Raw genomic sequence first — 14,242 nt, 5'->3', positions numbered from 1 at the left:
CGAACAACGCCCTTATTTTCCACTAACAATATACGCCTTCTCGTCCGAATTGCCCAAGCGTAGTCATACATTTGCCCCAACTTCTAAAATAATTGAATTCCCTTACATTACCTATATATTCATTTGCCTAGCCGCACATGTAAAAGTCTCCACGGATTCGTGGAGACTTTTGCATGTATATGCAAAGGCTTTAAGCCCGCTAACGTTTAGCCTAATTGCTCTTTCACGACATTTACGATTCGTGCCACATACTCCTCGATCTGGTCCTTATCCGGGCCTTCCGCCATAACGCGGATCAGAGACTCCGTACCGGAAGGTCGAACAAGCACGCGGCCGTTATCGCCAAGCTCCTTCTCAACCTGCTCAGCGGCGTTAACGATTGCCTCATTTCCCGCGTATAGGCTCTTATCCGCTACGCGAACGTTCACCAGCACCTGCGGATATTTGCTCATCAGCGTTTTTAGCTCGCTTAACTTCTGGCCGGATGCCACGAGTGTATCCACCAGCTGCAGAGCCGTCAGAATACCGTCGCCGGTTGTGTTGTAGTCAAGGAAGATCACGTGGCCGGACTGTTCGCCGCCCAGGTTAAAGCCGCCGCGGCGCATTTCTTCCATTACGTAACGGTCGCCGACTGCGGTTTGCGCCGTATTCAGACCAAGGCGCTGCGTCGCTTTGAAGAAACCGATGTTCGCCATAACGGTTGTAACAATCGTATCGTTATGCAGCTTGCCTGCCCGCTTCATCGCATCGCCGCAGATGCACAAGATGTAGTCGCCGTCTACTTCTTCGCCTTTATCGTCAATCGCGATCAGACGGTCGGCATCGCCGTCAAACGAAAGACCTAGGTCCGCGCCATGAGCCAGAACCTGCTCGCGCAAATATTCCGGATGAGTCGAACCAACGCCCGCATTGATGTTGCGGCCGTCCGGCTCTGCGCCTACGGTAATAATCTCCGCGCCAAGCTCGCGGAATACTTTTGGAGCCAGCTCGTATGCAGAGCCATGCGCGCAGTCGAGAACGATTTTGATGCCGCCGAAATCGCCTTTAATCGTTGTTTTCAAGTAATCAAGATAACGGAACTTGGCCTGATCGTCGTTCGTTACCGCACCGATATCGCCGCCGATTGGACGTGGCAGTTCATCCACTTCAGCATCAATCAGACGCTCGATTTCAAGCTCCGTCTCGTCGGACAGCTTGAAGCCGTCGCCGCCAAAGAACTTAATGCCGTTATCCTGAACCGGGTTATGCGAAGCCGAGATCATAACGCCCGCATCCGCTTTAAGCTCGCGCGTAATGTACGCAACCGCAGGTGTCGATACGACGCCAAGACGAATAACGCTTGCGCCAATCGACAGAAGACCTGCAATTAGAGCAGCCTCCAGCATCGGACCCGAGATCCGTGTATCCAGGCCGATAACGACTTTAGGCTTATCCGCCTGTCCTGTTAATACGTAACCGCCGCAGCGCCCGATTTTATAAGCAAGCTCCGGAGTCAGCTCCTGATTGGCTACTCCGCGCACTCCGTCCGTACCAAAATATTTCCCCATCGTTTCTCATGCCCCTTTTGTCGTTAAATCTGCTGCTGCAAATGGCCTATTCCATATCCTACTCCATCTGAGGCTGCTTTTGAACTACTATTAATTACCGCTTTTTCCGCTTCCATGCTTTCATTCGTTAATGGCCGGTATCCGGATCGGCCTCGGTGTCTGTACTCGAAGAAGGATCAGGACTGGAGCCTGTATTCGTGCCCGGGCTATTTCCGGAGCCATTTCCGGTACCGTTTCCTGCTCCCGTATTCGTATCCGGCGGCGAAGGCGTATCCTCCGGCTGACCTCCGGCCGGAACATCCCCGTTGCCATTGTTGCTGCTGCCGCCGTCCGTGTTGTTCCCGCTAGTGGCGTTTTTGTCCTCAATATCAAGCGTAACCGTAAATTTCTGCGATTCATCGGCCAGGTCGATAAACCGCGGCAGCTTCACAAGAAGCGGAAACGTGGCTTGACCAATCTTGGCATCGCTCAGATCCGCGATAAGCCTCACATCGTTAGCCTGAATAGCCGCAAGCATATTTGGCGCACCGCGAACCGTTATCGAGATATGGCCGTTTGAGGGATCCTTAAAGGCAGTCTTAAGCCCATCGGGCAAATCATTCAAGATTACGCTCCGGTCCAGCGTCAGCGTCTGGGAAGGCACAACCGTAACCTCCACGTTGATCTCTGACGGCTCAACCATCTTCACGTCGCCAACAGCCGTTACCTTTGCTTTGACCGTGCCCGATTCTTTGATCTTCGACAGATCGACCGTCACGCCTCCGGTATAGGTATCCATGGAATCCAGAAGCTTCTGATCCCCGTATACGGCAACTTTATCAATATCCGCTTTTACCGAGCTCACGCTTAGTCCATCCGGTAGACTACCCGTAAAGCTGAGCTGCAGAGGCATCGTCTTAAGCGGCGGAGTCACCGGTACTTCCACTTCAACCGTTGAGGGTTTAACGATCGCATGCTCCATCGCTTCGCCTTCCGTATCGTAGACAACAACCTGTGCCTTTTTATTCACAACGTTCTTCTCCGAGCCTTCGATATCAACGGTTGTACGCACGGCCCCTACAAGAGCCATCTCGTCCTTCGGCAGAGTAACGTTTACGATCGTTCCCGATTTCACCGTTGGCGTACCGGCAATATAACCGTTCGCAGGCGTCCCTTCCGTTGCGACCCCAAGCTCGAACGTCTTCGTCTCGATCTCTACAATATCCACTGTAGCGGAACGCGGCGACATTTCAATCAGACTAATGCCCTTGGGCAAATCATAGGTCAGCGGCACCACATGCTCGCCAGGCGTCACATGACTTAAATCCAGATGCACCGCATAATCCTCGTCTTTCATCGTCAACAGATTAGCTTTGCGTCCTTCTACGACCAGCCGGACAACGGTAGGTTCTACATTTACGAGTGCGTATTTCGTTTCGTCCAGTCCGGTCGGAATAACCGAGGCGGCCTCAATGACTTTTGTATCCATCGTGGAAGTCACCGTGGCCGGGGTCGATTCCGGGTCAAAATGGACCATAGCCCATAGAAGCAGCGCAATCGCCACAGAAAGAATCTTAAGTATCGTCGGATGACTTAACCACTTATCCATCGCGGCCTCCTTTCCGCTTCCAGAACGAGGAGAACGAGAACGAAGAAACGGTTGCCCGCTCCTTGCCGTTCGTCTGTTTCGGCGTCAGCTCTTCGAACAGCTTGGAAATAAGCGATTCTTCCTTAATATCACGGACAATCATGCCGTTAATCGCAAGGGAGACTTGTCCCGTCTCCTCCGACACGATAACCGCGATGGCGTCACTCACCTCGCTTACCCCGATCGCTGCGCGATGGCGCGTCCCCAGCTCTTTGCTGATAAACGGATTTTCCGAGAGCGGCAAATAACAGCCCGCGGCCATAATCTGATTGCCCCGGATAATAACCGCTCCGTCATGCAGCGGCGTATTTGGCGTAAAAATATTTATGAGCAGCTCTGACGTAATCCGCGATTCCATCTGAATCCCGGATTCGATCAGCTCGCTGACTCCCGTGTTCCGTTCAAAAACAATCAACGCCCCGATGGTCCGCTGAGCCATGTGCTGAACAGCCTTCATGACGCTCTCAACCTGTTCGGCTATAATATCCCGCTCCAGCGTAGACGTACGGGCAAACAGCTTCCCGCGTCCCAATTGCTCAAGCGCGCGACGAAGCTCCGGTTGGAAAATAATAAATACCGCCAGGACGCCAAAAGTAAACATCTGGTTCATTAGCCATTTCAGCGTATACAGATTAAACCAGGTACTTATCGCCCAGGTACCAACCAGGACCAAAATCCCTTTCAAAAGCTGGACTGCTCTTGTGCCTCTTACCAGCAAAATCAATTTATAGATAATATAACTGACGATGCCGATATCAATGATGTCCTTTATCCAGCCATTCCAAGTCAAATCATTGAAGTAATTCATAGATCAACCCCCAAACTGCCGACGACAACTCATCATTTAAGTAAGTATAAGATTTCTCTATCTTCCGCCTATATTTCAGCCGCGAAACGTATGACGCTCCATCATGCGTTTTTTTGGACTCAACTTTATTCTTTTCTAGAATTGCACTTCGAAACCCTTTTTTTCATAAAAAAAATAACCGCCTCTCTGCAAGAGAGGCAGTTCGTCCTAAGAAGCCAATCCGCTGAACGTTTCCGTCACTTTGTACCAGAACCAGTCTAGCGCCTGATCAATGGTCCGGCTTTGTCCTGCAATGTACCCCGTTGATGCCAGATTGAGGCTGCCGTCGATGACCGTTACGTTGCCTTCCACTTCGCCTTTCACATCAGCCGTTCCATTCTCGACAACCAGATTCCCCTTTACATGGGCGCCTTCCGGTACCGTAACCGTGTTTCCGTTAATAACAACCTGCTGCAGATCTTCTCCGGATACAATCAGCTTTGAATCCTGTTCCCATATTGAAGTGAAGCTGCCAAGCATGACAAGCACGAACAACGCGGCAGCCGTAAGACCCGGATACTTGTAGATGAACCGGAGCACGCCGCGACGCTCTTTTGTTTTTGCCGGTTTTGGCAGCTGCGCCATAATACGGTCAGTCAGAGCTGATTTATCATAATCGGGAATGGAAACGGTATGCTCTAGCGTACCCAGCATCATCGCTTCCGTTTTCTCCAGCTGTTCAAAGCGGGCCAGGCAAGCGGGACATGAGTGCAAATGATTTTTTAGTTCTTGCGCATCTTCACGCGGCAGATCGCCGTCCAAATAATCATGCATCCATACAACCGCGACGTTGCAATTCATAGCAGCCAGTCCTTTCTTTCGTTTGCTCGCGCATAAGCTCTTCACATTTATAGAGTACGTACAGCTCGCATCAGATGTTTCACTTTTTTTAAGCTATAACTTGTGTTCCAGCTTTTTCCGCAAAAACTCCCTGCCGCGGTGGACACGCGTCTTGATTGTCGTGACCGGCATATCCAGAACATCGCCAATCTCCTGCAGGGACATCTCCTGAATATAGCGGAGCATCATAATCGTCTTGTACTTCGGAGGGAGCGATTCGATCGATTCGTGAATAATGCGCTGAGTCTCCGACAGCAGAAGCTCGGATTCCGGGGTACGGTCATCGCTTGGGATCATGGAATAGCCATCCAGGCCTTCATGATCCGTAGACTCCGCATCCAATGAATAAGAAGGCTTCCGCTTTCTCAGCCGGTCGATACAAAGATTCGTCGCAATCCGGTATATCCACGTGGAGAATTTGAGCGACTCGTCGTATCGCTCCAGATTTTTATAGACGCGCAGGAACGTTTCCTGAACGACGTCTTCCGCCTCTTGGCGGTTATATAACATTCGGTAGGCCATATGGAACAGCTTGTCCTGATACAGACCTACAAGCTCAGCAAATGCCCGCTGGTCGCCTTTCAACGCTAATCTGGCGAGACGGGCTTCCAATACATTCACTATTCATCCTCCTACAAAGAATTATCACACGCTTTTTGTGATAATTCTTACTTCGTAAGCATGGTCCAATCACGCCGTTCGTGTTAATTCTTACTTCGTAAGCATGGTCCAATCACTCATTCGTGATAATTCTTACTTCGTAAGCATGGTCCAATCACGCGTTCGTGTTAATTCTTACTTCGTAAGCATGGTCCAATCACGCGTTCGTGTTAATTCTTACTTCGTAAGCATGGTCACGCGGCTTGCCGCCTTAAGCGCGCACCGTATTCGGCCACCGCAATACCGCCCAGAATAAGCAATATGCCCGCTGTACCGATTAACGTTATCGGTTCCCCTAGAATCAGCCATGCGCTTACCACGGCAAAAGGCAGCTCCGTTGCTCCAAGCATGGAAGCTAGTCCGCTACCTACTCGGGGAATACCTGCATTAAAGAAAACGGTCGGCATGACCTGCCCTAGCAGCCCAAGCGCGAATCCCCATCCCAGAAGCCCCCATTGCTGGTCAACGCCATCAAATGCCTTATAGCCGTACAAAGTCAGAATTACAATAAATCCGAACGACATCATAAGAGCTGACTTAAAGACAGGATCGTAACCAGGAGCAACCCTGCCCGCCAGAAACAGAAAAAGGCTGTATGAGAACGCCGATGCCAGCCCATATCCAACACCAGCCCAATCCATATCCGTAAGTTTATTCTGAAGCAGTCCGGCAGCCAGTACCGTTCCTGCCATGGCCATAACGATTGCTGCCCATTGCCATTTCGTCGGCCATTTCCGGTCCCGCAAACTTTCTAGCAAAATCGTAATCCACATGAACTGAAAAAGCAAGACAATTGAGAAGGAAGCATCCAATCTCTCCAGGGTTTGATTATATAATACGGTTGTCATACTCAGGCCGAAAATACCGGTAAACGCTAATGCCGCCCAATGCTTCAAGCTGAATGCCAGCTTGCTCCATGTGCTTGGCCGAAGAAGGAGAAGAATCCACAGAAGCGCCGCGCCTATTCCGACCTGGTGTACCGTTATTTGCTGAAAGGTATAGTCATGTCCGTATGCAAGCTTTAGTACCGGCGACATGATTCCGTAGCATGCCGCAGCGATAATGACCATAACAACGCCCGTCCAATAGCCAGATGAAGTTTTCACCGAACAAAAACCTCCATTCGCATCTGATCTATTATATCGGTTCTCCCCCCGCAAAAGCAAAACAAAACGAAGAGGCGCGTAAGCGGCCTCTTCGTTTTGTTTTGCTTATAAATGGATTATGGCATTATGCACTACGGCCAAGCAATTGCTTCAGGGTTTCTTGAATCGTGCCGGTTGGAATAGCAAATCCGATGCCTTGCGCTTCTGCATTCACGGCTGTATTAATACCGATAACCTCGCCTTTTGCATTCAACAGCGGTCCGCCGGAGTTGCCCGGGTTGATCGAAGCATCCGTTTGCAGCAGATGCTCGTATTGATGCTCGGTACCATCGTCTTCGCTAATTGTAATCGGACGTTCCTTCGCGCTGAGTACCCCGACGGTCATCGTGTGGTCGAATCCATACGGATTGCCGATTGCGATAACCCAATCCCCGATAGCGGTTTGATCGGAATCGCCAATGGCTAACGTCGGGAATGCTTTGGATCCTGTAATTTTCAATACGGCCAAGTCCTGATCCGCATTCTCGCCTACAACCTCTGCCACAAACGGCTCATCGTAACCTTCTACTTGCACCTTCACTTGCGCGGCTCCCTCAACAACATGATCATTGGTCAGGATATAACCGGAGGATTCGAAAAAGAATCCCGTACCCGTTCCTGCCAGCTGCAAATTCGAGCTATCCGTGGAATCGGATTGGCCGCTTCCGCTTTGGGACTGCGGTGTTTGGCTAAATCCTTGCCAGCCTCCCCCTCTGCCGCTGAAGCCTCTACCGGTGCTTTGAACCGGCTCCGTGTAATTCTCGATTTTGACTACGGCAGGAGATGCTGCTTTATATACATCAGCGATCGAAGCATCAACGCTTACAGATGCCGTCGTTACGCCAGCGGACTGCTGCGCCGGATTGCTAGCCAGCGTGGTTGCCGCCGTAGGCTGCTGATTACCGGTGAACAGATTTGTTTTATCCGATGCGTACATAAACCCGCTGATTACTACAGCGCCAACAAGGAACGCCGCAACCATCGCTTTGGCCTGCGATTTCTTCCCCTTCTTCTTGCCGCCGCTGCCGTATCCGCCATCGGAACCATCCGTCCCCGTCAGCTGTAATTGATTCTCGTATGCTTCGCGAAGATTCGCTGCCGACCGGCTAGGTCCGTAAGTATAGGTGTACGGCTTATGTTCAGCTATAGATTCCGTGTTAGTTGTATCGTTTTCGTTTACTTGGTTATTTTCGAATTCGTTTTGGTTCATCGTAATCGCTCCTTTGTCATTACAATCGCTATTTTCGTTCGCAATTGATGTCGCTTGCTTGATCACTATCATGAGGGTTGTACCTTAAATCAAACTTAAGCGGATTTTAAAGGAGGATAAATAATAGGCGAAAACGAAAAAACCGGGCAATCCGGCTTGTAGTAAGCCGAATGCCCGGTTATAAAGTCTGCTGTTAGCCCGTGTTTCTCAGACCAGCAGCAATTCCGTTGATAGTAAGAAGTACTTCGCGGAGCAGCTCAGGATCGTCTTCTTCCTTCGCGCGCAGCTCTCTCAGCTCTGTCAGAAGCTGAACCTGCATGTAGCTGAGCGGATCCACGTAAGGATTGCGGAGACGAATCGATTCCTGAATAACAGGTACGTTGTCCAGAATCTCGTCTTGTCCGGTGATGCTCAAGATCATATCCGAAGTCAGCTTATATTCGTTCTCGATCTGCGTGAAGATACGGTCACGAATCGTGCTGTCGGCGATCATATCCGCATATTCCTTCGCAATCGTCAAATCTGCTTTAGCAAGCGCCATTTGCAGATTGTCTATAAGCGAACGGAAGAACGGGAATTTCTCGTACATCGTCTTCAATGTTTCAAGACGTTTTGCGTCATCGCCGGTATATTGCTTCAAGGCAGTACCTGCCGCATACCATGCCGGCAGCAAGTAACGGCTCTGCGTCCATGCAAATACCCAAGGAATTGCACGGAGGTCTTCAAAGCGGTCACTGTTTTTCCGTTTCGATGGACGGGAACCGATGTTCAGCTCGCCAACCTCAGGAAGCGGAGTCGACTCCTTGAAGTAAGTCAGGAAGTCCGGATCGCGGAAGATCAGATCCTGATATTTGTTCAGTGCCGTTTCCGAGATCGAACGGGAAATCTCTTCCCACTCTTTCAGCACGGCATCATCTTGTGCTTGCGGGTATTTCGCAAGACGGGCAGCCGTAACGAGCGCCCATGTTGCCTGCTCCAGACTGCGGTAAGCAATGCCCTGCATCGAATAACGCGAAGACAATACTTCGCCTTGCTCGGTAATCTTAATACCGCCGCCAACCGTATGAGGCGGTTGAGCCAGAATACTGCGGTTAAGAGGCATTCCGCCACGGCCAAGCGCACCGCCGCGGCCATGGAAGAACTTCAGCTTAATGCCGTATTCGCCGGCAGTTGCGGTAATATCATTAAGCGCTACGCGCAGCTCCCAGTTCGCTGTTACCGCGCCGCCGTCTTTATTGCTATCGGAGTAACCCAGCATAATTTCATGCAGGTCGCCTCTTGCGGCAACGGCTTGACGATAGATTGGCAGCTCGAAGAGCAGCTTCATAATGCCAGGTGCAGCGTGAAGATCGTCAATCGTCTCGAAGAGAGGCACGGATTGCAGCGTGCAACGAACGCTGCCGTCTGCTTCCTTGCGGAACAGGCCAACCTCTTTCGCGAAGACCATAACCTCCAGCATATCGCTGGCGCCTTGTGTCATACTTATCAGATAAGTCGAAATACATTCCGGTCCGAACTCTTGTTGCGCTCTGTAGACCGTGTGATACACGTCGAGGCACTCGCGAGTCGATGCCGAGTAATCCAGATGGGAAGAAGTAAGCGGACGCGGGTCCTCCAGCAATTTGCTGAGCAATTCAATCTTTTCTTCTTCCGACAAGGAACCGTAGTTCGAAACGATATTCATCTTCGCCAAAATCTCAGCCATCGCATTCTCATGCTCTTGGCTGTGCTGACGGATATCAAGAGTAAGCATATGGAAGCCAAACAGCTCCACTTGGCGCACAAGCTTGCCAATATGCGTATCCGCTACGTAATCGGCAAAATGTCCGCGCAAGCTGCGGTCGATAATGTACAGATCCTCAAGCAGCTCGCTTGCGCTGTTATAACGCATTGCAGAGCCTTTGAGCGACTCGTCGCGCGTATTGGCCAGCTTCTCCAGCATAAAGCCCAGCTTAATGCGGTAAGGTTCCTTCGCATTACGCCACAGGTCGATACACTTGAGCTCAACGTGCTCGCGGTCTTTCTTAATCGAGTTGATCAGCTCTTCGGATACTTCAACCAGGTTCGTGCTGAAGCTCAGAATGCCAACAAGCTCATGCAGCTTTTCTTCGTATTTTTTGATAGCCAGCTGGCGGTTAAGCGTCAGCGTCTCCCATGTGACCTTAGCGGTTACGGACGGATTGCCGTCGCGGTCTCCGCCGATCCATGAGCCAAAGCGCAGGTAGCTTGGTACATGCCAGGACTCGCCCGGATAATATTTCGTAAGATTGCGTTCCAATTCTTCGTATACGTTAGGAAGCACCTCAAACAGGGTTTCGTCGAAGTAATACAACCCGTTGCGCACTTCATCGATAACAGTTGGCTTACGGTCGCGAAGCTCATCGGTCTGCCACAGAATAAGCACTTCGTTCAGCAGCTTGTCCCGAAGGATCTCGCGTTCGCGGTAAGTCAGAGTCGGATTATCAAGCTCCATTACGTCTTCGGCAATCCGCTTGTGAATATCAAGCACGGCACGACGCGTCGCTTCCGTCGGATGCGCAGTCATTACGAGCTCGAGTGAAATGTTGCTCAAGATTTCTTGAACACCTTCAACATCGATGTTGCGCTCTTTCAGATCGGAAATCGCGCTCTCAATGGAACCTCGTTGTACACTTTCTCCTGCGGAACGCTCGTAGTCGCGTTTACGGCGAATACGGTGGTTCTGCTCTGCAATGTTGACCAATTGGAAATAGATCGCGAATGCACGGATCACCTGATGGCGATTTTCGGGACTTAATGATGCGATTGTCGTCTTAAACTGTTCAAAAAGCTCAGGTACAAATTCAGCGCGTAACGCTTTACTTGTTTCACGAATTTGCTCGACGATATCCAGCAGTTCGCGGCCGCCTTGATGGACGAGCACTTCCCCAAGTATGTTGCCTAGGAAACGGACGTCTCTGCGCAGCAAATTGTTAGCCTGCGGCCGATGTTGTGCCGATAAAGTCGATGTTACTTGGTCCGACATACTGATCCTCCTGTACTTTAACGCATTTTCAACTTCTAATCATCATACTACAAAACGTCGCTCGGTTGAAGCCCGAAGCGCCCACTTTCTTTTCAGAAAGCGCGAAAGGCAGCCCCCGCGGGGGCTGCCAATATAAGGGGATAAAATATAAAAACTCCTTCCGAAGAAGGAGATTGTTTGAAAATCTGGAGCGGGTGATGGGAATCGAACCCACGCTATTAGCTTGGAAGGCTAAAGTTCTACCATTGAACTACACCCGCGTATTAAATGGTCGGGATGACACGATTTGAACATGCGACCCCCTGGTCCCAAACCAGGTGCTCTACCAAGCTGAGCTACATCCCGACAAATATAAGTAAGTATTAGTAAAAAATTGGCGCGGCCTAAGAGATTCGAACTCCTGACCTTTTGATTCGTAGTCAAACGCTCTATCCAGCTGAGCTAAGGCCGCACATTATGGAGCGGAAGACGGGAATCGAACCCGCGACCCTCGCCTTGGCAAGGCGATGCTCTACCGCTGAGCCACTTCCGCATGTTACTTTCGTTGTCGTTCGCGTTTTGTTATCATCGCGGCGACAAGTAATAATATATCACCTTCAAAAACAAAATGCAACTGTTTTATAAAAGTTTTTTAAAGAAAAGTTTTGAAAAGAAAAAGCCGCGCTTTTCGGCACGGCTTTTCGTTATAATTATGCTCCTGCAGCTGTCAAAATCCGTTCAGGTTTCGTATCGGCCATTGCTTTATCGGCAGCCGGTTCCCCAGCTAATGCGTGTGGCAGGCAAAGCGGTACGCCTGTACGCGGATCAGGAACGATGTCTGCTTCGATATTAAATACTTCACGCAAAACATCCGGTGTCATAACTTCAGCCGGCGTTCCTTCGCCTACGACAGTACCCTTCTTAATGGCAACCATATGATGCGCGTAACGCGATGCATGGTTCAAATCATGGACCACCATAACAACCGTACGGTTGTTCATCTCGTTAAGCTTCTGCAGCAAATGGAGAACCTCCAACTGATGGGCCATATCGAGAAAGGTCGTTGGTTCGTCGAGGAATAAAATGTCCGTTTCTTGCGCAAGTGCCATTGCGATCCACGCGCGCTGGCGCTGACCGCCAGACAGTTGGTCAACCGGGCGATCGGTGAATTCCCCCATGCCTGTCGCTTCAATGGCCCATTGGATAATACCGCGGTCTTCCTTCGTCAAGGAACCAAAGCCCTTCTGATAAGGGAAGCGGCCATACGATACAAGCTCGGCAACGGTCAGTCCGTCCGGAGCTGTCGGATTCTGCGGCAAAATCGCAAGCTGCTTCGCCACTTCTTTTGTAGACTGCTTGTGAATCGATCTTCCGTCCAAGAGAACGCTGCCTCCAGATGGATGCATCAACCGTGCCATCGTCTTCAGGATGGTCGATTTACCCGATCCGTTAGAACCAACAAGGGCCGTAATTTTGCCTTGAGGGATAGCAATATTTAAATTTTGAACGATGAGTCGATCATCATAAGCAATGTCCAGATTCGAAGTCGCAAGACGAATCATTTGACCTGCACGCTCCTTCCGATGCCGTAAGGCAGATCGTTGTCATTTAATATGCGCCTACAGCGCGTCCGTGATAACAATTATCAATTAACTAAGTATAATGATAATCGTTCTCAGATGCGTTGTCAATGACAGAAATGTGATACTTGACCAAATGAAATTTGGATTAACCGATTTAATGTTTAAGGAACTTAACCTTACTCGAGCTTAAACCCTTGATTCTCTAAAAAGGAGCGCATGTGAATGCGTACCGGTCCCGCTTTGCCGGCCATCGCCTGTGACCATGTTGCGCTGGCCTTCCCGTTCGATCTTGCCTTCATATAAGCGCTTAACGTCTCATCGTAAGTATCAATAGCAGAGTCTATTGCGCCCTGCTTGTAAGTATTCTCGAAATAGACCGCCTGACGCGGCAGACGCGGTCGGTTAAGCGGAGATTGATCCGGAACGCCAATACACATCCCAAACACCGGGTACACTTGCTGCGGGAGCTGCAGAAGCTCAGACACCTGCTTCGGCTGATTTCGGATCCCCCCGATATACACAATCCCAAGTCCGAGAGATTCAGCCGCTATAGCTGCATTCTGCGCCGCTAATGCCGCATCCACCGTACCGATAATAAAATTCTCCGTCGTGCTTGGCATCTCGTCCTCATAATGCCGTTTAGCTGCTTGCTCCCAGCGGTACAGGTCAGCGCACCAGACGAGGAATACGGGGCTTTCCTCTATATAAGCTTGGTTACCTGCCAGCTTAGCCAGCTCACTGCGTAGTGCCATGTCAGTAATCCCAATGACTGAATAAGCCTGCATATTGCTTGAAGTAGATGCTTGCTGCGCCGCCGTTAATATGGCATCCAGCTGTTGTTCTGTCACCGGATCCTTCGTAAATTTGCGAATAGAACGATGCTGCTTTATTAAAGTTATCATTTCATTCATTATCGATATCTCCTTTGTCCTAATAATGATATGGCTACAATGTAGCACAAAAAAACCTCCAGGACATCTCCTGAAGGTTTGGATGGTAAGTATGGTGCGCGTAGAGGGACTTGAACCCCCACGGTCGCCCGCCAGATCCTAAGTCTGGTGCGTCTGCCAATTCCGCCATACGCGCATGGGTAAAACTTATTAAGAAAAGTGAGCCATGAAGGACTCGAACCTTCGACACCCTGATTAAAAGTCAGGTGCTCTACCAACTGAGCTAATGGCTCGCATTAAAATGGCTGGGGATCAAGGATTCGAACCTTGGAGTGACGGAGTCAAAGTCCGTTGCCTTACCGCTTGGCTAATCCCCAATGTTGTAATGGTGGAGGCTGAGGGGATCGAACCCCCGACCCTCTGCTTGTAAGGCAGATGCTCTCCCAGCTGAGCTAAGCCTCCACAGGCATTAATGATCCACCGTGTAAATAAGTATATATGGTGACCCGTAGGGGATTCGAACCCCTGTTACCTCCGTGAAAGGGAGGTGTCTTAACCCCTTGACCAACGGGCCTAGAAAAAGTGCTTCTGGAGCTCTCAACCGGGATCGAACCGGTGACCTCATCCTTACCATGGATGCACTCTACCTACTGAGCTATGAGAGCAAATGGCTCCCCGAACAGGACTCGAACCTGTGACAACTCGATTAACAGTCGAGTGCTCTACCAACTGAGCTATCAGGGAATACATTCAAAGCTTGTGCCTTGAAAACTGGATGCGAAAGTGTAACTCTTAAGACTTTAGGATAAGCCCTCGACCGATTAGTATTCGTCAGCTCCACACATTGCTGTGCTTCCACCCCGAACCTATCAACCTCGTCGTCTTCAAGGGGTCTTACTAATTGGGAAAT

10 protein-coding genes, 11 tRNA genes and 1 rRNA gene are annotated in these 14,242 nt (G+C 50.2%); all 22 read right to left on the bottom strand.

Features of this window, described 5'->3' with window-relative positions; translation table 11 throughout:
- Window positions 1–206: 206 nt before the first annotated feature.
- Window positions 207–1,547, bottom strand: coding sequence for a phosphoglucosamine mutase (gene glmM / locus WFJ73_RS23735; protein ID WP_336775431.1), 1,341 nt, complete (start codon window positions 1,545–1,547; stop codon window positions 207–209).
- Between the two features lie 127 nt (window positions 1,548–1,674).
- The gene (locus WFJ73_RS23730) at window positions 1,675–3,135 is read right to left on the bottom strand and encodes a CdaR family protein (RefSeq protein ID WP_336775430.1); all 1,461 of its coding nucleotides are present in this window, start codon (window positions 3,133–3,135) and stop codon (window positions 1,675–1,677) included.
- Window positions 3,128–3,982, bottom strand: a complete 855-nt coding sequence (gene cdaA / locus WFJ73_RS23725) for a diadenylate cyclase CdaA (protein ID WP_336775429.1) — start codon at window positions 3,980–3,982, stop codon at window positions 3,128–3,130. The genes WFJ73_RS23730 and cdaA overlap by 8 nt, the downstream gene beginning before the upstream one ends.
- A gap of 207 nt (window positions 3,983–4,189) precedes the next feature.
- Window positions 4,190–4,822, bottom strand: coding sequence for a zf-HC2 domain-containing protein (locus WFJ73_RS23720; protein ID WP_015847178.1), 633 nt, complete (start codon window positions 4,820–4,822; stop codon window positions 4,190–4,192).
- A 93-nt stretch (window positions 4,823–4,915) separates the two neighbouring features.
- A complete protein-coding gene (sigW, locus tag WFJ73_RS23715) occupies window positions 4,916–5,482 on the bottom strand; it encodes an RNA polymerase sigma factor SigW (protein ID WP_015847179.1) in 567 nt (188 codons plus the stop codon).
- A 233-nt stretch (window positions 5,483–5,715) separates the two neighbouring features.
- A complete protein-coding gene (locus tag WFJ73_RS23710; protein ID WP_336775428.1) occupies window positions 5,716–6,627 on the bottom strand; it encodes an EamA family transporter in 912 nt (303 codons plus the stop codon).
- A 124-nt stretch (window positions 6,628–6,751) separates the two neighbouring features.
- A complete protein-coding gene (locus WFJ73_RS23705) occupies window positions 6,752–7,876 on the bottom strand; it encodes a S1C family serine protease (RefSeq protein ID WP_336775427.1) in 1,125 nt (374 codons plus the stop codon).
- Window positions 7,877–8,069: 193 nt separating this feature from the next.
- Entirely contained in the window at window positions 8,070–10,880 is a 2,811-nt protein-coding gene (gene ppc, locus WFJ73_RS23700; RefSeq protein ID WP_336775426.1) for a phosphoenolpyruvate carboxylase, read from the bottom strand.
- Window positions 10,881–11,066: 186 nt separating this feature from the next.
- A tRNA-Gly gene (locus WFJ73_RS23695) sits at window positions 11,067–11,140 on the bottom strand.
- Window positions 11,141–11,148: 8 nt separating this feature from the next.
- Window positions 11,149–11,225 (bottom strand) — tRNA-Pro (locus WFJ73_RS23690).
- Between the two features lie 29 nt (window positions 11,226–11,254).
- Window positions 11,255–11,331 (bottom strand) — tRNA-Arg (locus WFJ73_RS23685).
- Window positions 11,332–11,337: 6 nt separating this feature from the next.
- Window positions 11,338–11,412, bottom strand: a tRNA-Gly gene (locus WFJ73_RS23680).
- Between the two features lie 157 nt (window positions 11,413–11,569).
- Complete coding sequence (locus WFJ73_RS23675) at window positions 11,570–12,421, bottom strand: ABC transporter ATP-binding protein (RefSeq protein WP_336775425.1); 852 nt, start codon at window positions 12,419–12,421, stop codon at window positions 11,570–11,572.
- A gap of 197 nt (window positions 12,422–12,618) precedes the next feature.
- Window positions 12,619–13,353: an oxygen-insensitive NADPH nitroreductase gene (gene nfsA / locus WFJ73_RS23670; RefSeq protein WP_336775424.1), complete on the bottom strand. Its 735-nt coding sequence runs from the start codon at window positions 13,351–13,353 to the stop codon at window positions 12,619–12,621.
- Between the two features lie 92 nt (window positions 13,354–13,445).
- A tRNA-Leu gene (locus WFJ73_RS23665) sits at window positions 13,446–13,528 on the bottom strand.
- A gap of 24 nt (window positions 13,529–13,552) precedes the next feature.
- Window positions 13,553–13,625: transfer RNA gene (locus WFJ73_RS23660), tRNA-Lys, on the bottom strand.
- Window positions 13,626–13,634: 9 nt separating this feature from the next.
- Window positions 13,635–13,709 (bottom strand) — tRNA-Gln (locus tag WFJ73_RS23655).
- 9 nt (window positions 13,710–13,718) lie between these two features.
- Window positions 13,719–13,794, bottom strand: a tRNA-Val gene (locus tag WFJ73_RS23650).
- A 37-nt stretch (window positions 13,795–13,831) separates the two neighbouring features.
- Window positions 13,832–13,906 (bottom strand) — tRNA-Glu (locus WFJ73_RS23645).
- A 15-nt stretch (window positions 13,907–13,921) separates the two neighbouring features.
- Window positions 13,922–13,997 (bottom strand) — tRNA-Thr (locus WFJ73_RS23640).
- 3 nt (window positions 13,998–14,000) lie between these two features.
- Window positions 14,001–14,076, bottom strand: a tRNA-Asn gene (locus WFJ73_RS23635).
- 57 nt (window positions 14,077–14,133) lie between these two features.
- Window positions 14,134–14,242, bottom strand: a 23S ribosomal RNA gene (locus WFJ73_RS23630); the annotation flags it as partial.

Source organism: Paenibacillus sp. MMO-58, from assembly GCF_037146255.1.
Classification (GTDB): Bacteria; Bacillota; Bacilli; order Paenibacillales; family Paenibacillaceae; genus Pristimantibacillus.
Note: the sequence above shows the minus strand (reverse complement) of the source record. Positions and strands in the feature narration are given on the sequence as shown.

Coding starts and splice junctions, on each gene's coding strand:
- WFJ73_RS23720 (WP_015847178.1), bottom strand. CDS start 4,822: ATGAATTGCAACGTCGCGGTTGTATGGATGCATGATTATTTGGACGGC.
- glmM (WP_336775431.1), bottom strand. CDS start 1,547: ATGGGGAAATATTTTGGTACGGACGGAGTGCGCGGAGTAGCCAATCAG.
- cdaA (WP_336775429.1), bottom strand. CDS start 3,982: ATGAATTACTTCAATGATTTGACTTGGAATGGCTGGATAAAGGACATC.
- WFJ73_RS23705 (WP_336775427.1), bottom strand. CDS start 7,876: ATGAACCAAAACGAATTCGAAAATAACCAAGTAAACGAAAACGATACA.
- ppc (WP_336775426.1), bottom strand. CDS start 10,880: ATGTCGGACCAAGTAACATCGACTTTATCGGCACAACATCGGCCGCAG.
- WFJ73_RS23730 (WP_336775430.1), bottom strand. CDS start 3,135: ATGGATAAGTGGTTAAGTCATCCGACGATACTTAAGATTCTTTCTGTG.
- WFJ73_RS23675 (WP_336775425.1), bottom strand. CDS start 12,421: ATGATTCGTCTTGCGACTTCGAATCTGGACATTGCTTATGATGATCGA.
- nfsA (WP_336775424.1), bottom strand. CDS start 13,353: ATGAATGAAATGATAACTTTAATAAAGCAGCATCGTTCTATTCGCAAA.